The organism is Paenibacillus sp. FSL H8-0168, assembly GCF_038592955.1.
GTDB classification, from domain to species: Bacteria; Bacillota; Bacilli; order Paenibacillales; family Paenibacillaceae; genus Paenibacillus; species Paenibacillus polymyxa_B.
In genome coordinates this window covers 5517587-5544032 of sequence record NZ_CP151948.1, presented here as the reverse complement: position 1 = coordinate 5544032, position 26446 = coordinate 5517587, and the positions used below count along the sequence as shown (strand labels likewise).

Genomic DNA, 26446 nt, shown 5'->3' with positions numbered 1-26446 from the left:
TATAAAGGAGCTGAGAATAATATGAATTTACATAATCAACGTGTCGTCGTGATTGGCGGCAGTGCAGGTATAGGGCTGGCAACAGCCATAGAAGCAGCAAAGCAAGGGGCAAGCATCGTGATCGCTGGGCATGATCTAATCCGACAGGCAGGAATCAATCTTTAAACAAAAACCGGTTCAACACCATACAAAGTGTTGAACCGATTTTTTATGAAAACAGGCTTGGCCCTCTTGCAACTTTTTAGCTTTGCACATCTAATCCTTTATATTTTCGCAAAATACGTGGATAAATCAACTTAGACCCGATGCATACCATCGCCAGCATGGCGAACAGCAAACCGCTCCACAGCGTCCCATGGATTCCCGCTCTGGCAATAAACCACCCCCCTGCCAGCGAGCCGAGTGAGACCCCTAGGTTAATAAACGAGATATAAAGACTGTTGGCAAACGCAGGAGCTTCTTTGGCCTCATCAATCACCCAAATCTGGGCGACAATCAGTCCGCTGGTATGAACGCCCCCCCACACGATAATGATGAAGAGCGTAGGGATAAATGAAGAACTGATCCCGTACAACAGCAAATAGGTGCCCCCCAAGACTACTGGATGAAAAAGAGCGGTCCGTACCTTATGCAAGCCCATCAGCTTGCCAGCCAATAGATTGCCGAGCATTCCGCCGATGCCGAAAATAATAAGCAGAAAACTGATAACTTTGCTGCTCATCCCTGTATTTTGCCCCAAATATTCGGCAGAATAGCTATACACCGAGAACATAGCTGCAAAAATAAAAGTAGCCGCCCCGATATTGAGCCACAGCGATACTTTACGCAAAATGCCAAGCTGCTTCCGATAGGAGAACATTTCGGCTTGTGGTGTATCCGGCAGCATAAATAAAATACCGATCCCTGCAATCCCATTCGCTACCGCAGTAAACCAGAAGGAGGCCTCGTATGAAAATTGATTGGCGATATAGGCTGTAATTGGAATACCGAGTACCATTCCCATGCTCGTGCCGAGAAAGGCCTTGGCGGAAGCTTGCGTTGCTTTTTCCGGGGGATATAACGCAGTGGCAGCGACAAAGGCAAGCGAGAAATACACCGGGTGAAACAGAGCCGGAATGATACGTAAAATTACTAGTAGATAAAAGTTGGATGTATAGGCTGACAGCAAGCTTGTTATGGCAAAAACAAACAACGACATTGTCATGATTCGCTTGCGGTTAAACCTGGACATCAATATCACCATGAAGGGACCGAACAGCGCGATGATCAATGCAAATGAACTGACAAGAAACCCGGCCTGAGCTGCCGTAATATGAAAACGTTCAATGATGACCGGCAAAATGCCAACCACACCGAACTCAATCGTGTATACACCGAATAGGCCAAGCGCAATAAAAAGCAGGGGCTTACTATATTTCATTAGTTTCATTCCCTCTCCACGCCTTCCTGCTTTACGTCCTTGATTTTGCATGCTAATATTTCATTAAATCATAAAATAATAAGGCAATATTCGAAATAATACATAATAATAATTGTGTTTTTGTAATATTGCCTTGGACTTAAGGAGGCAGATTTGATGGATCAAGTGGATCATAAAATTTTGTTGTGTCTACAAAACCAGGCGCGTATCTCCATGACCGAGCTGGGTAAGGAGGTTGGGCTTTCCCAGCCTGCCGTAACGGAAAGAGTGCGGCGCATGGAGGATAAAGGTATTATCACCGGGTATCGTGCCATAGTTTCACATGAGAAAGTTGGAAAACCGATCATGGCTCACGTGCTCGTGCACACGAATCAATGCAATTCATTTGTTGAGTTTTGCCAATCTGCACCTGAAGTCATTGAGTGCCATAGAATCAGCGGCGAGCAAAATTACTTACTGAAAGTCATGGTTGAGTCTATGCTCAAGCTGGAGCAGTTCGGGGATGAGTGTGGAAAGCACGGGCACTCTACCACGTTAATTGTCCTGTCCTCGCCGGTAGACCATAAACATGTAACCCCCACTTTATTGGACCCTATTTGAGCTACCGTAAATGGCTTGGCAAAGCTCGGTTGTAAACGGACCTGACATCCCTTCGAATGCTGTATTGGTAAAGGCGACCACACTAAGTCTTAGTGCGGGATCAACGAACCACGAATGACCGTAAGCTCCTCCGAGACGCCACGTTCCGGGTGATTCTGCTGTTCCACTTTCGTCGGGATTTTGGAGTACGGTGAATCCTAGTCCAAAGCCCCGCCCCGGCCAGCCTGCCAAGGGGAGGTTCTCGGTCTGGATGGTGCCCATTTCACGGACCCATTCCTCTGAAAGTAACGGATTGCCGCCGTTTCGCAGGGTTTCCAGCAGCCGCATGAAATCTTTTGCGCTGCCAATCATACCCGAGCCACCAGAGTGGAAAGCCGTGGGATCAAAGGCTCGTGCAGGCTGAAAACGAAGTCCTGCGGTGCCTTCAAAAACCTGCGCAACCTCAAGCTCACGCATCCGCCGGGGTTCTGATATATCGTTGACATAAGGAGCCGCAAGCCGTCCGGCATCGGCGACCGCGAAACTGGTGTCGTGCATACCGAGAGGTTCTGTAACGAGCTTTTTAACAGCAGCATCAAGGGTTGTGCCACATACACGGCTAATGATCGCGCCGAGCACATCAGTAGCAATCGAATATCCCCACGCTTTGCCCGGTGTATATAACAGAGGCACAGAAGCCAAACGTTGCAAGTTCTCTTCCAGCGTAAGATTTGAAAAATCCATGCCATCTGATACGCCTGCACGATGATAGGGGCCGCCGCCTTCTTCCTCTAAAAAGCCATAGGTCAACCCGGCTGTATGTGTCAACAATTGGCGTACTGTAATGGAGGGCTGCTCACCACTGATTAATCGGGGGCGAAAATCGGGCAACCAGCGTTCAATAGATTCATCGAGCTTAATCAATCCTTGGGCTGCCAAAACCAAAGCCGCAGTAGATACAATCGGTTTGGATACAGAAGAAAGCCGAAATAAAGCATCCTCATGCATAGGACGTTGTTCTTCTCGATCAGCCAGCCCCGCCGCTCGGACATACACGGGTGAACCATCCATATATATCATGACGACTGCGCCAACCAGGCGCTTCTCGGCAAGGGTTTGATCTATAACTGCATTTACACGTCCATCCAGACCAGCTTGTATCGCAAAAACTCTATTATCCAAACCCATAAATATCTCATCCTCTCTATGATCCAGCGGTTACCGCTTGATGGAACTTAGTTTACAGGATGGGAAGACGACATTACATAAGGTAACAAAGGTATTCAGTGAGCATTTACGTTAAAATAAAATTATATGAAAAGAATGGCCTTGGATTTAAATGAATGCGATTTTACAAGAAGTTATGCTGCGTTTTACAGTGCCTTTTTAAGTTGAGATACGTTGAAAATAGGTGGTAAAATTTACAACAAAGGGGGTTTTATTTATTGAGGATTGTATCGCGTAATAAGTTGGCTTGCTTGGTTGTCCTAGGAGGGATTTTGACCGTAATTGCTACAGGTTTTGGAGGGGATAAGGAACCTTATAAACTTCCCGATAAGCCCAAAGAGGCTGCTGTCTCGACATTTTCAGAATATATGAAAGCTTCTATGAGTCGCGATTACGATAAGATGATTTCACTGTCTGATGATTATCGTTTTAAAACAGAGCGGGCACGGCTTAGTTTTCTAAAAGCCCAGGGCACACCGCTTGATTATCGTATCGTTGCTGTAAATGATTCTGACCCTTCCAAGATTGTTGTTTCGTCGATAACGAAGTATGAGGATATGGAGTTACCTTCCATTAAGCATATTCTTGCTTTTGAGGAAGGAAAGTACAAGCTACAAATGAGAAATGTTGTGATCAATATGATTCCTTCATCACCTGACTACAGAACGGTCGAGTACGAGCCTGAGAAGGTAGATGACAATTTAGAAGGTAATTTCAAGTGATTTTAATTTTTCAATTTTCTAATCCCACGGTCCAAAGCGTATCCAATGAGATACCAGAAAACTAGTGTAGTGAAGTAAACAATGGCTATGGGGATGTCTGCCTCTCGCACAAATCGAAATGATTCATACATCCAAACCAACGGGCTAATAATAGCTAATAGTATATTGTAGTCGTCGTACCCCGTAATATTTACAGTAATAACTAGACATGAGATTAGGACTAGCCAAAAACGAAAAGATTTCATTGCCTATACCTCCGCAATTGTATTTGTTGTTATAGACGAATAAAAAAAGCTGAAGGTAGCATTTATTCCAAATTTATTTATTAAAATGTATTAAAAAGAACGATATTTCGATCCTATTTACTTGTCACGACTTTTAGCCGTGCGGTATTCGTATGGATTTGAGTGACGCTGGATTCTTTCAGACTTTTCGATTTATGATATACTCTCGATATATGATTTGGATGGGATGGTGATGGCTGAATGAATCGTACACACGACCTAGGCAAGTTAATCAAACTAACTGGAGATAGAGCAAAACTGGACGCTAAAGCAAATGGCACATATATCGTCTACAAAACACCGGATGGTCAATTTGTTAAAGAGTACAGTAATGGTCAAGTCGAACGAATTAAAGAACAGGATATTTTATCATGAATGAGCCGTTTGCTACTATGTTTGTATTCGCAGGAAACAACGGAAGTGGTAAGAGTACAATTCGCAATCTAATCGTTGATAGACTGGGTGTAAGTGTTAATATCGATCCAGATGCGTTAGCGCGAGGGATTGATCGTGAAAACCCTGATCGACACAAAGTATCGGCAGGAAAGGAAGCGATTAAGCTAGCGCGGGATTGTATAAGAAATAAACGAGATTTTACCGTAGAGACGACACTTGCTGGTGGCAATGTGATTCGACAAATGCGAGTGGCAAAAGAAAATGGCTTTGAAGTTATCATGTTTTATGTGGGCCTTGGTGATTATCGTCTTAATATCGAGCGAGTTGCTGCACGAGTTCGAAATGGGGGTCACCACATTGATACCGCTGATATTATAAGACGGCATCAGACCTCACTGGACAATCTTCTCTTACATCTTAAACTTATCGATCATTTAATTGTCATTGACAACAGCAGCTCAGATGGCGTGATTGTATTGGAATCAGATAGTGAAACGATAAAACACCATATGGCGTTGTTACCGGATTGGGTTAAAATCATTGATTTTTACTTGCAAAATAAAAATACTGGTCAAGAATAAACCGACAACTGTATAATTCAGTGATCGGTTTATTCTGTATTTACATCGTATTGTGTCCACAATGCCAATTCAATGTGTATTGCACCTCAAAACGGAACCCGTTAGTAATAGACTGTTACTATTTTTTAACAAACTTTAGCAAGACGATGAACGGCATCCTGATCGTAGAGGCTTATTGTTTTTTTTCCCCTACACTTTTTTCACTGGACGTAACACTGCGTATCCGTATCCTTCTGGGAAATGCCGCTGATAATCCTGCTTTGTTTCCTCATCCCATTCATACCCCAGGCTGCTAGGGTCAAAGTTCCAAGCCTTCTCCTCCACCATTCTCATAACGTCTCCATTGTTTTTTAAATAATTGAAGGGTGGGTGGAAAAACACCAGGTAATCTGATTCGGGGATGTCCCGGCACTTCATTCCTGCGGGAATCTCTCCGGCATAGTCAGCGGCAACCGGTATTCCATAGAGATAGCCCTTCTGACCATCCTGATAAAACCAGCCCGCAGTTTGACCCAATTGTTCGGAAAGTTTGAGATGAGACATGCTTTCCAATGTTCCGCAAATTTCATCACAATTGTGACCGTTTCTCCAGAAATCGCCGTAGTTTCGAGAAGAAGTATCCCAGATTCCAATAAATTTGTGTGCTGGTATATGCTCGATTTTGACTTCAGCTTCTTGCAAATGATCCTTAACCATCTTATCCCGCTCCTTCAAATGGTAATGATAAGGAGAGAATACCTCAACACGAATGGCCAACGGAATAGGTCGGGGCTCCTTCTGGTATACAGCCGGAGTTACCTCAAACGCTTTTACAAATGCCCGTGTAAAAGCCTCCTGTGAAGAAAACCCATACTTTACTGCAACATCGAGGATGCGGACATTGCTATCCCGGAGTTCCAGTGCAGCACGGCTAATCCGGCGCATCCACACATAATCCCTTAACGTCATTCCTGTAAGAGAATGAAACTGTTTTGTACAGTAGTAAGGGGAGTAGCCTAACTGATCGGACATTCTCAACAACGAAGGTGCTGAAGTAAGATTATTATCAATCCAATCGATCATGAGCTGAACCATTTCGTTCCATTCGTACACGAGGGTTCCCTCCTTTCGACTCCATCTTAACAGCCGGAATACAGGAATATTTGACTTGAGTTGCATGCACTCTTTTGTATTATTCATGAAGCTTTAGTCAAGGGCTATGTTAGTCCTTGTTGTCTTGTTCTATTTTACTCCTCTACATAACGGATATATGGGCGTTGAAAGTACCTTTGATCAGATACGAAATAATATGGTTTGCCTATAACCAGAGGAGGGATCACAGACTTTGAGGAAATATATAATTCTTTATATTCACCTCCGCTAGAAGCATCTCTCTGTATGACATGTAGTTTTAACTAATTTAGCGGTTTCTGCTGAGTGATGATCTGAATAATAATAAATCCAGCTGAAAATCAGTGAAAAAAATATAATTCTTAAAATAGTTGCAGCCGTTTTATTCTTTGTAATCAACATTCGCGCAAACCTCCCATAATCCATTCTTTCATTTGTAATAAAATATGTATGATTGGTTATTTAACCTGTTTATGTATATTGTAAGGTGTATGATCGGTTGACGAAAGTAACTTTCACACAAAAAGCCTATCTGCCGTTGTTCCGGCAGATAGGCTTTTATAACATAAACGTCCACTATACTTCATGTTTATATGCAGTCTGTGCCTCTACATTGCAATTGCACTGACCATATACTCCCTATTGTCAGTTATTTCTACGCTGACGGGCGCGGGCCTCGCCGCCTTTGCGGCCTGCTTCTTCCCTGCTCATTTTCCCGTCGCTATCACTTTGGTCTGAATTGCCACGGGCTTCGCCGCCCTTGCGTCCGATTTCTTGATAGAATTCCTTGTCATGGTTTTTGGCAGTAGCTTCGCCACCTTTTTCGCCAATCTCCTGATAAAATTCTTTGTCGTGATTTTTAGCAGTAGCTTCTCCACCTAAACGTCCTGCCTCTTCGCGACTCAGTTTGCCATTTTGGTTGTTGTTAGCCATGTTCAATCACTCCTCATCGAATTTTAGTAAAGCGGGTACGTGTATCTATTAACCGTCATGTCAGGAATTAAACATTCTATTTTTTTTATAGAAAATGGTAAATAACTGGATATATCCGCCTCGGTCAGCGTTCCCATGCTTCTGTGTGCAGTTGTTGCTGGCGGTTAAATAATGCCGGATAAATGAACAGGCTGAGCAGCACGCTGGTCAAAATAGCAGAGGTCATGGTAGTGAATACAATTAGCAATTGCAAACGCACGGCGGCAATCGGATTGGCACCTGCGATGATTTGTCCGGTCATCATGCCGGGAAGCTGGACCAGCCCTAACGTTTTTTGCCCCTCGATGGTTGGAATCATACTGGAACGTATGCAATCCTTGAGTATAGGGAAGATGGCTTGTCTAGGCGTGCCGCCTAGCGCCAGAATGAGCATGATTTCAGGCTTGCGCAGCAGGACTTCCGACTTGAGCCGGGACACCAGCAGGCTGGACAAAATCATGGAGCTGCCAATGATCATGCCGCTAATCGGAATCATATATCGGGCTGTCGCAGGAATGATATGCAGGCCAATGAGAAATGTTTGTGTAACGATTTCCACACACAGCAGTGTCAGGAATGACTTCCACATGAGACCGGGGATAAATCGTCCTTTGCGCGCAACATTTTGTGAGGCTACGGTAATCATGAGCAGAATGAATAATACGATAAATCCGTAGCTTTGCATCCCAAAAATCAAATGCAATACATATCCAATCGCCAGCAGTTGGACCGACGCTCTGATCGTGGCGATGATCATGTCTCGGTCCAGACCGAGTTTGAAGGATTTGGACATGACGATAGCGATAAATACAAAACCGAGAGAGAGAATCAAGGCAACAATCGTCATACCCATTCTCCTGCTACAAACCTGCGGGTCTCACTATGCTGCGGAGCATTAAAAAACGTCTCCGTATCCGCTTGTTCTACCAGTCTTCCGTCGATCATCAGCCATGTTTCGTGGCCTACCCTGCGGGCTTGTTCCATATGATGCGTAATCCAGATCATCGTTGTTCCCTCTTTTTTGTTCATTTGCAGCAGCAGTTCCTCAACCTCTTTGACCGAGGCAGGGTCCAGTGCAGAAGTAATCTCATCCAGCAGTAAAATATCCGGGCGGTTCGCGAGTGTCCGCGCCAAGGCCAAGCGCTGTCTTTGTCCGCCGGACAGTTCCTGCGCCTTCTGCTCCAACAGGTCGCGAGTAAGTCCTACGCGTTCCAACAGGCCGGCAGGATCATCCAGCACCGTACCGTGCAGCCGTTCTACGGTTTGGAGATTGTATAGGACCGTTCCCTGAAGCATGGGGGCATCCTGAAAAACCAATGCTACTTTCCGTCTCAGTTCAGGGATCTCCCACTCCGATATAGGTTTGCCGAGGACACGGATATCCCCTTCATCTGGTGTCATTAGGAGGTTGCACAGTGAAAGCAACGTGCTTTTACCAGCCCCTGATGGACCGACCAACGTGGTGATTTTGCCGGGGGAAACTTTTGCCGTAATCCCGTTCAGAACAGCACGTTGCTGTCCAGACCCGGCGAAATATTTGATAATGTGATTGAATTCAATAGCTGGAAATGGATTGAGTTCCATAAATATAGCTAGCTCCTTTGTAGGGGATCGGGAAAGGGATTAGATCCGTTTTATGATCTTATTTTTTATTATATCAGTAATGACTGCTATGCTCTTCTATAAAGGTTCGATGCAGGTTGGCTGTTGTAAACGGCATTTTCTTTGTATAAACTAACAGGATTAGTTAAAATAGAATCTGGATCGACTCTGTATATGTATAAGGAACTGGATTACATAGAAATTCGATGGAAGGGGACAGGATGATGTCGCCTAGAAACGGAGTAAAACTGCAAGATATCCTGCGGGCTGCCGAGGACATTGCCAATGAACAAGGGATGGGGGATGTCACGCTCACCACGCTGGCGCAAAAGCTGCACATTCGCCCTCCGTCCTTGTATAACCACGTGAACGGATTGAACGGACTGCGCCAAGTACTGGCATTGCACAGTCTCGAACAGTTGGAGGAAACTTTGATGAGCGCAGCGGTTGGTAGAGCGGGCGAAGATGCACTGACCGCTATGGGGAAGGCGTATATGCGGTATGCTCGCGAGCGACCAGGTTTGTATGAAGCGATGCTGTATGCAACTGATCGAAATGATACCGAAATGAGGCAGGCTGCGGATCGCGTGGCCGAGCTGGTCATTACCGTCCTGTCCAGTGGTTATGGCTTTAAGGAAGAAGATTGCATTCATGCAGCGAGGGGATTCCGTAGTCTGCTTCATGGATTTGCCTCGCTTGAACAAAAGGGCGGCTTTGGTTTACCTGTGGAAGTGGATCGGAGCATTGAGGTGATGATGGCTACCTTTTTGGCAGGTCTGCGTGTGCGGCAAAAGAGAGATGTCGAGCTTACCAAAGAAGTCTGATTTCAACCTGATGCAGCTAACATGATTGCGTCGCAGACCCGAAGGGTAAAATACATCTGTATAATGTAGATGAGAGACTGCGAATACAGGAGGGGTATGAGTGAACGTACTGGTGATTGGCGCAAATGGAAAAGTAGGCAGACATCTTGTTCGCCTACTGGGGCAGAATAAATCGCATCGCGTAAAGGCGTTGATCCGCCATTCGGATCAGGCCGAAGCGCTTGAACGTTTGGGAGCAGAAACGGTGGTAGCTGACCTCGAAGGGACGGTTGGTGATATTGCCGCAGCTATAAAGGGCAGCGATGCTGTCGTATTCACAGCAGGCTCCGGTGGAAAAACAGGAGCGGATAAAACACTGCTTATCGACCTGGATGGAGCGGTCAAGGCGATGGAAGCCGCCGAACAAGCGGGTATCCAGCGCTTCGTTATGGTCAGCGCCCTACATGCGGAGAATCGGGAGCAGTGGCCTGAATCCATTAAACCGTATTATGTGGCGAAGCATTACGCTGACCGCCTGTTGGAAGCGAGCAACCTGGACTACACGATTCTTCGTCCGGGTGGTCTGACGGATGATGTGGGCACCGGCAAAGTTGCTACCGGTGAGGAGCTCACCAGCCACACCATTTCTCGTGAAGATGTGGCGGCAGCGGTGGTAGCAGCGCTGGAGGAACAGCAGACGTATCAACGTGCAATTAATCTGGTGTCTGGCAGTACGCCTATTGCTGAGGCAATCCGGCTGTAATTACGGATGAAGTTGTTGCAGAGGACGCTTATAAATGACCATAAAGCGAGAAGACGGGCACAATGGTCATCTTCTCGCTTTATGGTCATCTGGAATTACTCCGTTTGATAAAGAGGAAATAGCCAAGAAGGCTTCGTTATTAATAACAGGAGGAAAAGATGAATTCTTGTTTTGAGAGGCATCCCCGGGGGCAGAGTCCCGGGGATGCTTTTTGCTGTTTTCTCAGTACGGCCGTCCCCGTAGCAGTTCCAAGCTCCAACTCCAGCTGAATAGCAGCAAAAGTATTTGCTTAAAACTAATTATATTATTTATAATACTAATATAATTAGTTTATAATTAAGTCAAGGAGATGAGATAAATGCGTATTGTTCAGGTGCAGCATGTGTATCAATTGACGTTTATGCCCCGGCTGTTCCCGGTGAACTGTTATTTGGTGGAGGAGAAAGAGGGGCTCACCTTGGTAGATGCCGGATTGCCATACAGTACCCGTGGTATAGCGCAGGCTGCGGCGCGGATCGGGCAGCCGATTATTCGAATTGCACTTACCCATGCCCATGGGGATCATGTGGGTGCGTTGGATAAGCTCAAGGCAAGGTATCCTGACGCGCAAGTGTTCATTTCCAGGCGGGACGCACCGCTGCTACAGGGCGATGTATCGTTGGAGACAGGAGAACCGGATACTCCTATTCGAGGCGATGTACCGAAGCATATCCTTACCCAGCCTGACGTTTTACTGGAGGATGGGGATCATGTAGGTTCGCTGTTGGCGATCAGTGCACCAGGACATACGCCGGGCTCGATGGCATTTTTGGATACTCGCACCCGAGCGCTAATTGCAGGCGACGCCTTTCAGACCCGAGGTGGTATAGCGGTATCGGGAAGGCTTAAGCCGCTGTTTCCTTTTCCGGCACTGGCTACCTGGAACAAGGGAATTTCGCTGAAAAGCGCCAAAAAGCTGGCGAGTTTCAATCCATCTTTATTAGCTGTCGGTCACGGCAACATGCTGAAGCATCCGCAATCTCAGCTGGAAAGGGCGATTATGGAGATGGAACGACAATCTTCAGTATGATGATTCGGTATTCAGCCAACATTCAGCCAGAACTCACAAAGTCCTAAGCTAAGGCAGATACAATATGGGAAAATAGAAACAGAGAGAGGTGCATCGGATTTGAACGTTTGGAAAGCGAACGGTCTGAAATATATACTTCTATGTAGTCTCATATTGTGTGCTGTCGCTAGTGTCGTTTCGTTATGGAGTTATTCAGGTAGCTCCGCGTCCCAGTCTGCGGCTGTTAGGCAGGGCCCATCCGGCGGGTTTGGGGGAGGGGGCGGACCTGGCGGAGGTATGAGGGGGGCGGGACAACCTACCAACTCCTCCACTGAGGGGACATCGACATCGGGTGACAAAGGTACAACGACCGGGAATGATACGTCTGTATCGAGCGGCAGTGGTGTTGCCAGAGACGGACAGCACAGAGGCCCCGGTGGCATGTCTGGTAACGGATATGGCATGGGCGGTCCTGGCGGTGGTATGGGTGGTGGAAGAAGTGGGAACTCCTCATCTGCTTATGCTACTCCGCTGGCGATTTTCGCCGCTTTGTTCTTCGGTACGTTCGTGTTTATTGCGTACCGGTTTCGGGCTCGTGAATGGAAGCTCGGGGAACGTAATCGAGGACTGATGCTGTGGACTGTGCTGGGTGTGGGTTTCTTTTTAAGAATGGCGATCGCCCCATGGATTTCGGGTCACATGGATTTAATGCTATTCCGGAACTGGGCTACGACAGCAGCGGATAGCTTATCGGGCTTTTACACGAACGGATCAAGTGATTATCCGCCGTTCTATATTTATATTTTATATGTGATCGGTCAAATCGGCTCTACGGATGCTTTCAGTCCCTATATGTCCGTGCTGCTGCGGCTTCCCAATATATTAGCCGATATCGTGACAGCGTACATGCTGTACCGGTTGGCGAGCAAACGGGTCGGCTATGGAATAAGCCTTGGATTGGCTATATTCTACGTGTTTAACCCGGCGGTGTTTATCAATTCGACCTTCTGGGGGCAGGTAGATTCTTTCTTTACTATGCTGATTGTGGGCATGATTGTGCTGCTTGTGGAAAACCGGGTCGGCTGGTCCGCCGTATTGTTTACGGTAGCCGTATTGATGAAGCCGCAGGGGATTATTTATGGGCCTGTTTTGTTCTTTGAGTTGCTGAGACAACGTAAAATACAGCCTTGGCTGTTGTCCATTGGCGGTGCCGTTGTGACGACCATTCTGGTCATATTGCCATTTTCGTGGGGGCAGGAGCCGTTATGGCTGCTAGATCTATACAAGGGAACGGTTGGCGAATATCCGTATGCTTCGGTGAACGCGTATAACTTTTTTGCACTGATTGGTGGCAATTATACGCAGGACACTACAACGCTGTTCCTGTTCAGTTACCATACATGGGGTATGATCTGCATTGTGTTGTTGACTCTATTTACATGGTGGATGTATATCCGCAGTCGCAAACCACAATTTGCAGCAGCAGCTGCGCTGGTGCTCATTGCAGGTGTATTTACCTTCGCTTCCAGCATGCATGAACGGTACTTGTTCCCTGCGGCCGCGTTAGCTGTACTGGCGTATCTGTATTTACGAGACCGCAGATTTTTGTGGCTTGCGGGTGGATTCAGTCTTACGATTTTCCTGAACACCTTTGATATTTTCTATAGCTCCAACTCTCGGGATCAATACGGTATTATTTTGTGTGTGACATCATTGTTGAATGTGTTGTTGTTTGGGTATTTGGTCAAAGTAGTGCGGGATTGCTCCAAATCGACCACGATTGAGACTGCTCCTTCTACAGACAGAGTTTCGCCAGAACTTCCTTCAGCGCAGCCTGCATGGGGAGCGTCTTCCCAAGGTGTAAACACGACAATTGATAGTTAGTGGAGTATAAAATATGCTAAAAAACCGCCTTTTAACGAAATGGAAGTGGTTGATAGATCAACTGCAATCCATAAGTTAAAGAAGCGGTTTTTTGTTGTCCTCATGTTAGAGTAACATTGTATCTATGTGTCTCAATCCATATATTCGTTCAGTTTCTGTACATCGCAGATGGTAATCTCTCTTGTACCCCTGCTATGAATAATCCCCAGCTGTTCAAATTTTACGATTTTGCGACTGATGGTTTCGCGGGTGACACCCACATAATTAGCCATTTCCTCGCGTGAAAGGGGGAGGTTTATTTTAATGTAGGAACCATCCGGCTTGCCATATTTATGTCCAAGCTCAAGAATCATATAGGCGATGCGGATTTCCGGGTCTTTGGTAGCTAGGCTTTGAGCCAGGTTTTCGGTATGTGCCAAGCGTTTAGTAATGGTTTTGAGCAGCTTCAAAGAGATATCGGGATTGTTGCGGATCAACTGCTCCATATCATCCTTGGTGAGCATACAAATATCAGTATCTTTTAAGGCATACGCACTAAAGTTACTCAGCTCATCGCTGTTAAATATGTTCAACTCGCCAAAAAAATCGCCAGTTGTCAGAATGTGCAGAATTTGCTCCTTGCCCTGAGGCGTCATCTTCAGCAGCTTGACATGCCCGCTTTTAATAATGTACAGCGTATCGGATGCTTGTTCCTCGATAATCAGGGCTTCACCCTTCTGATATTTTCGGTGTCGGATCATGGAGCTGACCTTACACAAATCTTCGCAGGACAAAGAGGAAAAGATAGGCACTTTGCGGGCACAGGGCTCCTTTTCGCACTGGCAGGGACAGGACATCTCATTCACATTCATTCACTCCATTCATAAACCGGAAACTACAGGTTATAGCGCATGGTTGTTATTCTGTATCATCTATTGGGGCAAAATGACTTTGATCCTCACCGCAGACGGGACAAACCCAGTCTTCTGGAAGATCCTCAAACGCTGTACCAGGCATAACGTCTTCATCGGGGTCACCGATAGCAGGATCATAAATGTATCCACAGGGCTGACAAACATATTTTTTCATCTCTAGTTCTCCTTGTCATTCAAAATTTTTGTAAGCTCTGGTGCGTCCGGTTTGAGTCCCTGCATGATGGCTGTTTTGTATGGTAGTGAAGCAAGGGCATCTCCAAAGCCAATCACGCCGCAGATAGAGCCGTTTTGTATGAACATACGTGTATAAGAAGCTCGATTTTTAATAATCAGGCTGGTGTCGCAGAATTGTTCATCTACCAGACCGATGGAAAAGAGAGGAGATTCATAGCAGTTCGAAAGGGTTACAGGGAGGGGACGCTGATAGCTGACGGATGCGCCCGCCATATTAGCGCCTGCTATTTTTCCCTGCTCCATTGCGCTTTCCCATAACCCATCTACTCTACTCTGAAATTCGGCTGCATCACCTGCTGCATAGATATTGGCGGAGCTGGTCTCCATCTGCGCATTCACCAGAATGCCTTGTCCAATATCAAGGCCGATTTGGCGAGCAAGCTCCGTATTCGGTACAATTCCGATAGAGTACACGACATGCTCGCAAGGGATAACAGAGCCGTCCTGTAGTTCCACACCTTCTACGTGATCTGTGCCTTTAATACGTTTTACGCCTTGCCCAAGGTTGATCTGAGTACCCCGTTCGGTCATTTGATCGGTCAAAATAGCGGAGGCCTTTTCATCTAGCTGGCGGGGCATAAGCCGATGCGAAGCTTCCAGTATGGTTACAGCATACCCTGCTTGCTGGAAGGACCAGGCGGTTTCCACGCCTTGAATACCGCCGCCGATGATACATATCCGGTCTCCCTGTCGCAATTCCGCTTTAAGGCTATCTGCATCTTGTCGAAAACGGATAGAATGGACGTTCCTTAGAGAAGCCCCATCTAGCACAAGCTTACGGTTGTGAGCTCCTGTACACAGCAGCAGCTTGTCATAAGCAACGGTTTGTCCATCTATTGTTTTGATAGTACAGTCCTTTGGATGTATCTCGGTTATCTTGATGCCGGAATACACATGAATTCGTTGATTGGCAAACCATTTTTCCTTTTTGATCAGGATTTTGTCACTGTGCAAATCAGTAAATAGTCCCTTGGAAAGTTTGACTCTGTTATACGGAAAGGATGCTTCCTCCCCGTAAATAGAAATTTCGGCCAGCTCATCATGATCTCTAATCGCTTTTGCCGCGTTGACGGCGGCGACACTGCCTCCGATAATAACGTAATGTTGGTTACCCATTCAGTATCTCTCCTATTCGCTATACGCTACTGTGTTTTAAATAACACTAAGCAGTAGATCTGAGACAAATTCAGCGGCATTTTTAATTTTTTTCACTTTTTCAACTTCTGTAGGAGAGAAACGAATACGTACCGGGAATTCCACATGGGTCATACCCGTTGATTTGATTACATCTGAAGTGCTTTGGACCTTCATATTAGTACCGTTCAAGTAATCCTGTACAACTTCAATGGCTTCCCCGCTCCAACCGTAGGAACCAAAGGCAGCAGCCAGCTTGCCTTCCAGATTCATCTTTTGCATTTGTTGCAATAGGTCTTCCAATTTGCCCGTCATATCGGCATATTTAGTAGAGCTACCAATGAACACAGCATCTGCTGAGGCAATACTATTCAATATTTCCGTTTCATCCGCTTTATCCACGTCCCATAGCTCCACCTTGATTTGGTTCTCCAAAAAGCAGTCCTTCAGGATGTTTGCCATTTTTTTAGTATTATTTTTTAGGGTGGCATAGACAATCGCTACTTTTTTATCCTCCTTGGTTTCGGTACTCATAGAGGCGTACAAATCAATAAACTTGGCAATATCATGTCGGATCGCGAAGCCGTGGGAAGGTGCAATCATCTCAATATCCAGATCGGCAACAGCTTCGATTAATGTACGCACATATCTGCGATGTGGATGAATAATAGCCTGATAGTATCCGATAAAGTCCTCGGTGATATCAAAACCAGCCTCATCGGCAAATAGATGCTCTACAGCCACGTGTGTACTGAAAATATCGCAAGGGAACAAGATTTTATCTTCTATACAATACGTAATCATGGTTTCTTCTGTATGCAGATAAGGAGTTTCTTTGAACAGCAGCGTTTTGCCTCCAATGTCCAGTTGATCCCCATCCTTGATTACGAGGAAGTTGCGATGCTGAAGCTTGTACATTTGTTGAATTTCCGGAACGGCAATCTCAGTGCAGACAATCGTAGCGTTCGTTGCCTTGGAAGCAAGTGCCGCCAATCCGCCCGAGTGATCTGGTTCCGTGTGATTGACGATGATATATTGAATATCCAATGGATCGATCAATTCGGTTACAGCTTCGGCAAATTCTCTACCGAACGCCATATCCACGGTATCCACAATGGTTGGCTTTCCGGTTTTTAATAGATATGCATTATAAGTTGTACCCTTTGATAGTAAAAGACGATGAAAGGGAACCTCACGATTATCAATTTTTCCTACCCAATAAATATCCTTTGCCAGCTTGAATCCGGGCTTCATAGGAATAACCTCCTGCTTGTTATTGTTTTAGCATCTTGCATAATCCGATTCTAGTTGGATGTGTCGATGAAAAAGATGATTGAAATCAAATTTTTAAATATTTTAAAAGTATTTTCACTTAAATTTAGTTTTGTGATTGCAATCACAAGTCGAGCGAAATAATCCAATACAATAAAGGTATTAATCCATCTTAAGCAAATTTAATTTCAAACAGGAGCGTGAACCAATATGAAAAAATCAAATCTCATTCAATTTCAGGAATATAAGGAAGCTGCGTTTACAAAACGAATTGTGCATAAGGAAGCCGACAATGTAATTTTTATTCTCAACTTTACTCCTAATGCTGAGTTGCCAACACATAATCACCCAGGAGCGAATGTATATTTGCTTGTTCTTGAAGGCAGCGGTATTGTAACTGTGAACGGCGAAGCAACGGAAGTTGTCCAAGGGGATATCATTCATGTTACGGGAGATGAGCACTTTTCCTATCGTGGCGGTGCAGAGGCAAATTCCAGTCTGCATGTAGTGTTGACCCAAACGCCAAGTGAAAGCTATGCGCAGAACATATAAAAGAGGACACAGCAGCAACATGCTCATATAAAAAAAAGAAAAAGGTTATTTTTTTTACACTCGTATTGATAATGAATATCATTATCAAATTTTAAGAAGAGGTGTTAATAGCCAATGCAGACAGTAGATTACAAACAGGTGCCAGGGCACTGGATATTAGCAAGTCTCGGTAAGCGCGTGCTTAGGCCCGGAGGGTTAAAAACGACACGTTGGATGATAGAGGGACTTGACGTAACCGGGCAGGATGAGGTTATTGAGTTTGCCCCCGGATTGGGTATAACTGCCCAAATCACACTGCGGCTTAATCCCCGTCGTTATATTGCGATTGAACAGAATGAGAAGGCGGCTTCTATCGTAAAAACGTATGCAAGCGGAGCAAATCGGGAAGTCATTATTGCCGATGCTGAACAGGTTCCGTTGCCGGATGCCTCTGCGACGGTGGTATATGGGGAAGCCATGCTGACGATGCACACAAGGGCCAAGAAGGCGCAGATTATTTCGGAAGCCAGGCGGCTTTTGAAAGCAGGTGGGAAGTATGCTATTCATGAGATGTGCCTTGCTTCTAACCATATTGAGCCTGCGCTCAGAAAACAAATTTACAAGGATTTGGCTGTATCCATGAGAGTTAATGCGACACCGTTGACGGTGTCAGAGTGGGAACAGTTACTGAAAGAGGAAGGCTTTAAGGTCGTTAAAATCTATACGGTTCCCATGCACTTATTGCATTTGCCACGTATCATTCAGGACGAGGGCTGGTTGAGATTTGGGAAAATTGCCTTTAACCTTATGCGTAACCATGCTGCCCGGACAAGGGTTATGGGTATGCGCAAGCAGTTTGTAAAGTACGCCGACCATCTGCAAGCAGTCAGCATCATCGCTGAGCGATAGCCTGAATTCACGAATAAGAGAATAAAGCTTTTTACGCAATACGAAAAAAAGGAGACGAACCCCTATTCAGGGATTCGTCTCCTTTTTGTATATTTGCTGCTTTGGTTTGGCCGCTGGCGTGCGCATGCTTTGCACCCCTCTGTTCGTCATATAATACGCGTAACGAAAATTTCCAATTCCTGATGTTTTACATTACCATAGTGACTGAGATCATTGGAATAGTTAACCAAAATAATAAAATAGGCATACTTCAAAAGGAGGAAGCGTGTTATGAAGCTGCATCGAGCCATTGTGGTGGATGATGAAACCTTTACTCGTAAAGGGCTGCTTCAACTCATGGATTGGCAAGCCTGTGGTTTTGAAGTCGTAGGAGAAGCTGATAACGGTGAGGATGCGCTGGAGCTAATCAGCCGTATTCACCCGGACCTGGTCATTACCGATATTCGTATGCCTGTGCTGGACGGGTTAGAGCTGATTCGGTCTGTGCTCGAACAGAGTACAGAACATCCCGCGTTTATTATCTTAAGCGGCTATAGTGATTTTGCTTATGCGCAGCAGGCAATCCGCTATGGGGTTCATGATTTTATGCTTAAGCCGATTGATGAGGGTGACTTTTCGGCTACATTGCGCAAGCTGAGTGAAAGACTGCATCGTGAACAGCAGAATGCGCAACGATATCAGAATCACCATGCAGGTGGGCTGTTAGAGACTGTGATGATGAACCCAGTGGATGATGTAGTGGTGACACAGTGGGAGCAGCAGCTACGGCTTGGGGAAGCCACTTATATGTACTATGTACTCGTCGAGCTGAATGACCAACATCCCTGGCGCTCCAGTGACAATAATATCATGCTATCGCTTTTCCAATTCAGGGAGCTTATAGAGCAAGCGCTTCATCGGTTAATGGATGGCAAGTACCCTCTCTATGTTCATGAGCATCGTAACCGGATTGGTCTTATCGTACCGGATTTCTTTTTGGAGTGTTTTGAAGGCAAGGTCGAAGTTTTTATGAAAGCGCTACAACGCGAGATAGAGGGGATGAAGACACTAAAAGATCAGCTGGGAAGTCGAGTTTTCATTTATGCAGGAAAGCCTGTGAATCGGTTGCAGGATATCCAGCAGTCCTATGCCTGTGCGAAGGAGGCAGTGCTCCATAAATACATTTATGACCATGGCGGTATTGTTGTATATCTACAGGAGGAAATGCCACCACTTCACTATAAGACCATCCCTCAGGACGTACTGGATCGCTTGACGGAACAAGTTGAGGAACTGCGGTTGGATGAGCTGCGTGTGGCCGTCGATTATTTATTTAGCAGCTTTCGGGAGGAGTGTTATGCTCCTGAGGCTATGAAAATGAGTCTGCATCAGTGCGTACTTAGTATCGTTCGGGTCATTCAAAACATGCAGGGAGATGAGCGCTCACTTCAGTCACTAGAACCGATGATGAACTGGCAGGACATGAACCTGTCCCTGGGTGAACTACAGCGATTGTTTACAGCTTTTGCCGAGGAAAGTGGAAGGTATATCGGGGTTCTGCGCAAGGATTGTCAGCAAGGAGGCATCCAGCACATCCGTGCTTACATTGAGCAGCATGCCGCCGAGAATATAAGCCTGAAAAGTATTGCGGCTCGCTTTTACATGAACCCGGTATACCTCGGTCAATTGTTCAGAAAAACGTATGGTGTGTACTTTAACGAATTTCTGCTGAAATTGCGCGTTCAGGAGGCGAAACGCTTGTTGCGGCAGACGGATCTGCGGATTTATGAAATTGCTGAGCGCGTGGGCTTCGGCAGTTCAGACTATTTTGTTACCCAGTTTGAAAAGATGGCGCATGTCACACCAAGCGAATACCGCAACAGCCTGATTGTTGGCAACGAGTCAGAGAGGGCCGGCGAATGAAGATGCTGAGAATGACTCTTGATCATGTACGACTGCGAGATAAAATGCTGCTGCTTTATTTTCTCTGTGTTTTTACGCCTGTAGTGCTGACCAATCTGATTTTTTACCATGTCACCTCGCAAAACGTGAAGGAACAGCGTATGCAGGATATTTCGCGCGCACTGGAACAGATTAAAATTGAATTTTACCGTGAATTTGAAGATGCGATGGAAATCTCGTCTATCTTTTATACGGATCATCAGCTCAATGAGGTATTGGAAGAAACATATCCCCACCCTGCTGACTATATCGCCGCTTATGACTCTTATTTACGTCATATCTTGAACAACACTTACAGTCCTGCATACCATTCCGTAGGTGGAATTACGATCTACACCAATAATTCAACGCTGCTGAATTCCGGGGGAATCAGCTTTATAGATGAGGGAGTCAGAAGTTTGCCATGGTATACCAAAATCTCGCCTGGACGCCAGTCCAAGCCTATATTTGTACGTACCGATGACAGTACAGGTGAACAGACGTACCCTTTTAGCCTGATTCGGCGGATGAACTACTTTTATTCCCAAAATGGTCGTGAAAAAATACTGAAAATAGAACTGCGAATGTCGTCCATTCGGGAGATTTTCAATAACCTGAATTTGCAGGGAAGTCTCTTTCTGCTGAACGAACGAGGGGGAATCGAATATACAACGGACCCCAAAGTGGATATAAACCACAAAAATGTGGCCTATAACACTCTCAAGCTGCCCGAGGACACGATGGAGTTCAAGACAAATTATGTGCTTACGAGCAATCTGAATGGCTGGAGCATTGTGGCTGCGGTATCGAGAGATGCAGTGCTGTATGAAATGCAGGAATCCCGCAATTTTGTGCTCTTGTTAACCTGTGTAAATATGCTGCTGCCTACATTAATCATTATTTGGATTACACGTTCGTTGAACGTGAGGATTCATCGTATTTTAAAGCACATGAAAAAGGTGAAAAACCAGCATTTTGAGCTGATTCGCGGCACAGAGTCGCGAGATGAGATCGGGCAATTAACAGGGGAGTTTAATCGGATGACGCTGAAAATAAAGCGACTGATTAACGATGTCTATATGGCCGATATACAGCGAAAAAATCTGGAAATTCAGCGCAGACATGCCCAGTTGAATGCACTTCACAGTCAGATCAACCCACATTTTCTGTTCAATGCACTGGAGACGATTCGCATGCGGAGCTTGATGAAGCATGAGGATGAGACAGCGCGCATTATTCATAACATGGCACGGATTTTCCGCAATTCGCTGGTGTGGAACAAGGATCGGGTTACTTTGCGGGAGGAGCTGGAGCTGATCCGTTGTTTTCTGGAAATTCAGCAATATCGCTTTGGTGAGCGAATACAGTACGAAGTGCAGGCTCGCTCTGAAGACTTGGACAATCTGCTTCCCAAAATGGTCGCGCTGACACTGGTTGAAAATGCAAGTATCCACGGCATTGAGCCGCTAAAGCATGGAGGACGCATTGAGATTCATTTTGAGCATGAGGAAGGACAACTGATTCTAACGGTTCGGGATGATGGGGTGGGCATGTCTGAGGAACAGGTACAACGCTTGTATGGTTACATGCAAAGGCAGGAAGAAATGGGTGAGCGTATAGGTCTGCAAAATGTCATCTATCGTCTTAAGATTTACTACGGGAGCCGCTTTGAGTTTGCCATTCGCAGCGCACCCGGCGAAGGTACGGAGATTCGAATTAGGATTCCTGCGGATCGGGAGTGAGGTGGAGAGCAGTACCTATTTTGCTTTGAAGGACCTTTACCTATAGTTTTCTAAGTAACACCTTTAGATTGACAGGTGAACGAAATGAACAGCATTTTATAAAATGAAAGTGCTTACAATTTAGGTAGTGCGGGATTTTCAGTGCTTGAGGTACGTGCGCACGATATTCACACACAATCGACAAAAGAGGGCGAAAGGGGAGGGTCTGGCATGACAAGCAAAAGGTTCGGAATCATCACTCTGGTAATGGTTATGATGGCGTCTATGATCGCTGCTTGCTCAGGGAGCTCGGGCAAGGAGCCGGCGTCAGGAGATAGCAAGGAGAAGGTCACATTCACGTATTTTAATGCCACTGCGGGGAGGGACACTAATACCAATGAAACGCGGATCGGCAAAATCCTGGAGGATCAGACGGGGGTAAACTGGAAGCTGGAGCATTTGGTGGGTGATTCCAATACGAAGATCGGTACATTTATTGCCAGTAACGATTACCCGGATGTGATAGTACCGGATGGCACGATCGATAAGCTGCTGGATGCCGGGGCTTTTATTCCCCTGAATGATTTGATCGACAAATATGGACCCAATATTAAGCGTGTATATGGACCGTACTACAACTTGATGAAGGCGGAGGATGGGAACATTTACTTTCTGCCGCTAAGTGCGGTGGTAGGCGATTATTTACCTGCGCCTAACTTAGAGCAAGGAGCCTTTTGGGTGCAACGCAGGGTATTAAAAGAAGCGGGATATCCAAAAATCAAAACACTTGACGAGTATTTAGCCCTGATTCGTAACTATGCGAAAAAGCATGCAGATGAGGGATTGACTGGGTACCTGGCGTTAACCACGCAGGATAGGTTTTATGCTCTTACGAACGCACCGATGCATCTGGCAGGCTATCCGAATGATGGCGGCACGATTATTGATATGAAAACACACCGGGCCACGGATTATGGAGATATGGAAATCACAAAGCGGTATCTGAAAGAGCTAAATCAGCTCAATGTAGAGGGCCTATTTGATAAATCGTCCTTTGTGGACAATTACGATCAATATTTGGCAAAGCTGACCTCGGGTAAGGTGCTGGGCTTTTTCGACTACCGCTGGCAGGCGGGGCAGGCCCTGAATAATCTGCAGGAGGCTTCCAAGCAATCGGGCAATGATGATATGGAGTATATAGGGCTGCCTGTTGTATACGACCAGAATATAAAGGATCAGTACATTGATCCTTCGTCATTCGTTAATAACCGAGGCATAGGAATTACGGTCAGTGCCAAGGACCCGGTGCGTATCATCAAATTTTTTGACAACCTGCTGACGGACGAAAACCAGATATTATCCAACTGGGGAATCAAGGGAGAAACCTATGATGTAGATAAAAAAGGACGCTTTTACCGGACTGAGGAGCAAATTAAACAGACTGGTCAGGACGCGTTCCGCGAATCATTCGGGTTCAAATATTTTGAATACAGTTGGCCGCGATACGGTAGCGGTTCTACCCTGCCTGACGGCAACTCGGTTGGCCCCGGACGGCAGCCTGAGGTTGCGCGTATGTCCTACACCGAGGGAGATAAAAAGCTACTAAAAGTCTATGGTGTAGAGTCCTTCTCGCAAATGTTTTCCGCACCTGACGAGCGCCCATGGTATCCGGCCTGGAGTATTCCGATTGCTCAAGGCTCAACTGCGCAGCTCTTCCAGCAAAAGAAGGGGGACCTACAGCGCAAATATTTCCCGCGTTTGGTGCTGTCTGCACCGGAGCAGTTTGATGCGATTTGGAATGAATACACCACTGAATTCAACAAGCTGGATGTAAAGGCGTATGAGGAGCTGATCACGAAGGAGGTTGCCAAAAAAATCGAAAATCCCGGTAAAAAGTAAAGGAGGAAGCAGCTATGGGCCACTCGTCACCACCACCTGTCACGATCTCCTCGGATCAGTTGCCGCCCTCGCGGCGAACCGGCTTTAGGGGATTTATGCACAAGCTGAATCAGCAACGGGCACTGGTATGGATGTCCGTCCCTTTTTTAATCTGGCTGTTCATCTTCAAGTATTTGCCCATCTGGGGCTGGACGATTGCCTTTCAGGATTTTAAGCCTGCCCGCAAGTTGCTCGATCAGCAATGGGTCGGATTAAAACATTTCCATTTTCTATTTCAGGATGAACACTTTCTGCGGGTCATGCGCAATACGCTGGCGATGAGCTTTATTAATCTGGTGCTGGGCTTTGTCACCGCTATAACATTAGCGATTTTGCTGAATGAGCTTCGTCAGATCATGTTCAAGCGGGTCGTGCAGACGGTCAGCTATCTGCCACATTTTATTTCGTGGGTGGTCGCGGCTAGCATCATCAGTACGGCGCTGTCTGCGGATGGCGGCATCATCAATGAGGTGCTGATGTGGCTGGGGTTGATTAAGGAGCCTATTCTATGGCTGGGCGAGGGAAGCTATTTTTGGGGCATTCTCGGTGCATCGGAGGTATGGAAAAATGTCGGCTGGAACACCATCATTTATTTGGCCGCGATGACGATGATTGATCCCTCGCAGTATGAGGCAGCCGAGATGGACGGAGCCGGGCGTTTTCAGCGGATTTGGCATGTGACATTACCGGGGTTGAAGCCTGTATTTATCATCCTGCTCATTATGAACATTGGCAATTTACTGGAATCCGGCTTTGAACCGCAATACTTACTGGGCAACGGCATGAACGTGGATTACTCGGAGAATCTGGATATTTTCGTGCTGAAATATGGTATTCAGATGGGTAATTTCTCGCTTTCCATTGCTGCTGGGATGTTCAAAACGGTGGTCAGCTTCATCTTACTGTTTAGCGCCAATCATATTGCGAAGCGGTTAGGGGAGGAGAGGCTGTTCTAGAATAAAGGGAGTTATGGGGGGAGAAGGCCGCTCCGCGTGCGGATTGTTCTTCCGATCGCTGTTATCCCCGTATTTTCTTATTGGAATAAAGATCATAGGTTAAAATCCGGGGATAAAGGCGAACGCTCCGCTTCTTCAGAACAATTCCGCCCGCTCCGCTGCTACCCGCCGTAAAGTCACTTTTTTTGAGAACTGAGGGTAGTGGCAAGGGGAGAGTTTAAGGAAGGCGCGTGACTCGCGCTTCCTTGGGTAAATGTGCCATCATGGTTGGCTCAGCTTCGCTATCGCTTGTTTTTAGGATTGTGCTAGTGGTGGTGGTAACAGAAGGTGCATGCTCATGCATACTACAGGTGCAAGTCAGTGGATTTTTAGCAGGCCGCTTCGCTGACCTCATCAAAACCTTATCAAACGAACTAAAACATGACTTCTTATAGTACCAATAATATTTTACCAAGGTTAACTCCAATTGCCACTAATATAACCACTCAAAATAACAGTTCCAAGTAACAGCACCAACAAGCTCCAATAACAATTAGTTGAATTAGGGTGCGCGATCCAAATGCCTAAACTATTTTTTAGAAAGGAGCGGAAGTCATGGGCAAAGGGAAGGCCGTACACGGGCGATTTCGGGCCCCCTCAGATCGAATTTTTGATGCGTGCAATATCGGGTTTATGCTCTGCCTGATGGTGTTCACGCTGTATCCGTTTTTAAATACGCTGGCGGTTTCGTTAAATGAAGCGAATGATTCGATTCGGGGCGGGATCTATTTGTGGCCACGTGAATTCACGTGGAGTAATTATGAATTTGTGTTCAAGGAAGCGACGATTTTCCATGCTACGCTGATTTCTGTATTACGTACAGTTGTGGGTACAGTGACTTCGGTATTTTGCTGCGCGATGGTGGCGTATACGATCAGCCGGCCGGAATATGTGCTGCGCAAATTTGTTTCAATTGCTTTTATTTTAACGATGTATTTTAGCGGGGGATTGATTCCAAACTTTCTCCTGATTCGTGAGCTTGGGATGTTGGGGACTTTCTGGGTGTATGTCGTGCCGGGATTGATCGGGGTGTTTAATGTGATTGTCATTCGCTCCTTTATTGAGGGATTGCCGGAAGGGATTTTGGAGTCGGCGCGTATTGACGGGGCTGGGGAGTTTGCCACTTTTATGCGCATCGTTTTGCCGCTGTGTGTTCCCGTACTGGCGACGGTGTCGCTGTTTACAGCGGTGGCACAATGGAATTCCTGGTTCGATGTGTTTTTGTACAATTCATCATATGAGCAATGGAGCACTCTTCAATATGAGCTGATGAAAATCCTGCAAAATTCTAACACGTCTGTTAACGGTCAGGACTATGCGAGCCAATTCGCTGGTTCGGAAAATCTGGCCAAGTCGGTCACGCCTACCTCGATTCGGGCCACGATGACGATTGTCGCTTCAGTGCCTATTATTTTAGTGTATCCCTTTTTGCAAAAATACTTTGTGAAGGGTATGACCTTGGGCGGTGTCAAAGGATAGTAAATGAA

Annotated in this window: 25 protein-coding genes and 1 pseudogene; 16 read left to right on the top strand and 10 right to left on the bottom strand. The window is 46.0% G+C overall.

The window, feature by feature from the left end:
* Positions 1–21: 21 nt before the first annotated feature.
* Positions 22–129: pseudogene (locus MHI21_RS24580) on the top strand (dehydrogenase); the annotation flags it as partial.
* Between the two features lie 112 nt (positions 130–241).
* Here the strand turns inward: MHI21_RS24580 and MHI21_RS24575 are convergent.
* Positions 242–1420, bottom strand: a complete 1179-nt coding sequence (locus tag MHI21_RS24575) for an MFS transporter (protein WP_342419059.1) — start codon at positions 1418–1420, stop codon at positions 242–244.
* Positions 1421–1576: 156 nt separating this feature from the next.
* On the opposite strand from MHI21_RS24575, the gene MHI21_RS24570 reads away from it, so the two are divergent.
* Positions 1577–2020, top strand: coding sequence for an Lrp/AsnC family transcriptional regulator (locus MHI21_RS24570; RefSeq protein ID WP_023990936.1), 444 nt, complete (start codon positions 1577–1579; stop codon positions 2018–2020).
* Here the strand turns inward: MHI21_RS24570 and MHI21_RS24565 are convergent.
* Positions 2003–3187: a serine hydrolase domain-containing protein gene (locus tag MHI21_RS24565; protein WP_342419058.1), complete on the bottom strand. Its 1185-nt coding sequence runs from the start codon at positions 3185–3187 to the stop codon at positions 2003–2005. The genes MHI21_RS24570 and MHI21_RS24565 overlap by 18 nt on opposite strands.
* A gap of 257 nt (positions 3188–3444) precedes the next feature.
* Between MHI21_RS24565 and MHI21_RS24560 the strand changes: the two genes are divergently transcribed.
* From MHI21_RS24560 to MHI21_RS24550, 3 genes are all read left to right on the top strand, one after another.
* Positions 3445–3948, top strand: a complete 504-nt coding sequence (locus MHI21_RS24560; RefSeq protein WP_342419057.1) for a hypothetical protein — start codon at positions 3445–3447, stop codon at positions 3946–3948.
* A 485-nt stretch (positions 3949–4433) separates the two neighbouring features.
* A complete protein-coding gene (locus MHI21_RS24555; protein ID WP_023990932.1) occupies positions 4434–4607 on the top strand; it encodes a hypothetical protein in 174 nt (57 codons plus the stop codon).
* Complete coding sequence (locus MHI21_RS24550; RefSeq protein ID WP_342419056.1) at positions 4604–5209, top strand: zeta toxin family protein; 606 nt, start codon at positions 4604–4606, stop codon at positions 5207–5209. The genes MHI21_RS24555 and MHI21_RS24550 overlap by 4 nt, the downstream gene beginning before the upstream one ends.
* A gap of 189 nt (positions 5210–5398) precedes the next feature.
* Here the strand turns inward: MHI21_RS24550 and MHI21_RS24545 are convergent, their stop codons facing one another.
* The 4 genes from MHI21_RS24545 to MHI21_RS24530 all read right to left on the bottom strand — a co-directional run bounded on the left by MHI21_RS24545 (position 5399) and on the right by MHI21_RS24530 (position 8875).
* On the bottom strand, positions 5399–6301 hold the full coding sequence (locus MHI21_RS24545) for an AraC family transcriptional regulator (protein WP_342419055.1): 903 nt from the start codon (positions 6299–6301) through the stop codon (positions 5399–5401).
* 663 nt (positions 6302–6964) lie between these two features.
* Positions 6965–7252 carry a general stress protein gene (locus MHI21_RS24540; RefSeq protein ID WP_341162781.1) on the bottom strand — a complete coding sequence of 96 codons (288 nt, stop codon included), beginning with the start codon at positions 7250–7252 and terminating at the stop codon, positions 6965–6967.
* A 124-nt stretch (positions 7253–7376) separates the two neighbouring features.
* Positions 7377–8138: an iron export ABC transporter permease subunit FetB gene (gene fetB / locus MHI21_RS24535; protein ID WP_029518725.1), complete on the bottom strand. Its 762-nt coding sequence runs from the start codon at positions 8136–8138 to the stop codon at positions 7377–7379.
* Positions 8135–8875: a phosphate ABC transporter ATP-binding protein gene (locus MHI21_RS24530; RefSeq protein ID WP_341162782.1), complete on the bottom strand. Its 741-nt coding sequence runs from the start codon at positions 8873–8875 to the stop codon at positions 8135–8137. Before MHI21_RS24530 ends, fetB begins: the two co-directional genes overlap by 4 nt.
* A 242-nt stretch (positions 8876–9117) precedes the next feature.
* Here MHI21_RS24530 and MHI21_RS24525 point away from each other — a divergent pair, with 242 nt between their 5' ends.
* From MHI21_RS24525 to MHI21_RS24510, 4 genes are all read left to right on the top strand, one after another.
* Entirely contained in the window at positions 9118–9717 is a 600-nt protein-coding gene (locus MHI21_RS24525) for a TetR/AcrR family transcriptional regulator (protein ID WP_165178340.1), read from the top strand.
* 100 nt (positions 9718–9817) lie between these two features.
* Entirely contained in the window at positions 9818–10459 is a 642-nt protein-coding gene (locus MHI21_RS24520) for an SDR family oxidoreductase (protein ID WP_076295206.1), read from the top strand.
* Positions 10460–10817: 358 nt separating this feature from the next.
* A complete protein-coding gene (locus MHI21_RS24515) occupies positions 10818–11528 on the top strand; it encodes an MBL fold metallo-hydrolase (RefSeq protein WP_341162783.1) in 711 nt (236 codons plus the stop codon).
* A gap of 99 nt (positions 11529–11627) precedes the next feature.
* Positions 11628–13391, top strand: coding sequence for a glycosyltransferase 87 family protein (locus MHI21_RS24510; protein WP_165178034.1), 1764 nt, complete (start codon positions 11628–11630; stop codon positions 13389–13391).
* Positions 13392–13522: 131 nt separating this feature from the next.
* Here MHI21_RS24510 and MHI21_RS24505 read toward each other — a convergent pair whose 3' ends face one another.
* From MHI21_RS24505 to MHI21_RS24490, 4 genes are all read right to left on the bottom strand, one after another.
* The gene (locus MHI21_RS24505; protein ID WP_342420244.1) at positions 13523–14227 is read right to left on the bottom strand and encodes a Crp/Fnr family transcriptional regulator; all 705 of its coding nucleotides are present in this window, start codon (positions 14225–14227) and stop codon (positions 13523–13525) included.
* A 61-nt stretch (positions 14228–14288) separates the two neighbouring features.
* On the bottom strand, positions 14289–14459 hold the full coding sequence (rd, locus tag MHI21_RS24500; protein WP_007432984.1) for a rubredoxin: 171 nt from the start codon (positions 14457–14459) through the stop codon (positions 14289–14291).
* 2 nt (positions 14460–14461) lie between these two features.
* Positions 14462–15655 (bottom strand): FAD-dependent oxidoreductase, encoded by a 1194-nt coding sequence (locus MHI21_RS24495; RefSeq protein ID WP_342419054.1) that lies wholly within the window; start codon positions 15653–15655, stop codon positions 14462–14464.
* Positions 15656–15691: 36 nt separating this feature from the next.
* Positions 15692–16927 (bottom strand): FprA family A-type flavoprotein, encoded by a 1236-nt coding sequence (locus tag MHI21_RS24490; RefSeq protein WP_165178030.1) that lies wholly within the window; start codon positions 16925–16927, stop codon positions 15692–15694.
* Positions 16928–17155: 228 nt separating this feature from the next.
* Between MHI21_RS24490 and MHI21_RS24485 the strand changes: the two genes are divergently transcribed.
* From MHI21_RS24485 to MHI21_RS24455, 7 genes are all read left to right on the top strand, one after another.
* A complete protein-coding gene (locus MHI21_RS24485) occupies positions 17156–17497 on the top strand; it encodes a cupin domain-containing protein (protein ID WP_103047231.1) in 342 nt (113 codons plus the stop codon).
* Positions 17498–17611: 114 nt separating this feature from the next.
* Positions 17612–18385, top strand: coding sequence for a class I SAM-dependent methyltransferase (locus tag MHI21_RS24480; RefSeq protein ID WP_341162786.1), 774 nt, complete (start codon positions 17612–17614; stop codon positions 18383–18385).
* A 270-nt stretch (positions 18386–18655) separates the two neighbouring features.
* Positions 18656–20287, top strand: coding sequence for a response regulator (locus tag MHI21_RS24475; RefSeq protein WP_342419053.1), 1632 nt, complete (start codon positions 18656–18658; stop codon positions 20285–20287).
* The gene (locus tag MHI21_RS24470) at positions 20284–22047 is read left to right on the top strand and encodes a sensor histidine kinase (RefSeq protein ID WP_341162787.1); all 1764 of its coding nucleotides are present in this window, start codon (positions 20284–20286) and stop codon (positions 22045–22047) included. Before MHI21_RS24475 ends, MHI21_RS24470 begins: the two co-directional genes overlap by 4 nt.
* 210 nt (positions 22048–22257) lie before the next feature.
* Entirely contained in the window at positions 22258–23925 is a 1668-nt protein-coding gene (locus tag MHI21_RS24465) for an ABC transporter substrate-binding protein (RefSeq protein ID WP_165178024.1), read from the top strand.
* 14 nt (positions 23926–23939) lie between these two features.
* Positions 23940–24920, top strand: a complete 981-nt coding sequence (locus tag MHI21_RS24460) for a sugar ABC transporter permease (protein WP_342419052.1) — start codon at positions 23940–23942, stop codon at positions 24918–24920.
* A gap of 594 nt (positions 24921–25514) precedes the next feature.
* Positions 25515–26438 carry a carbohydrate ABC transporter permease gene (locus MHI21_RS24455; RefSeq protein ID WP_165178020.1) on the top strand — a complete coding sequence of 308 codons (924 nt, stop codon included), beginning with the start codon at positions 25515–25517 and terminating at the stop codon, positions 26436–26438.
* The last annotated feature ends 8 nt before the right edge of the window (positions 26439–26446 follow it).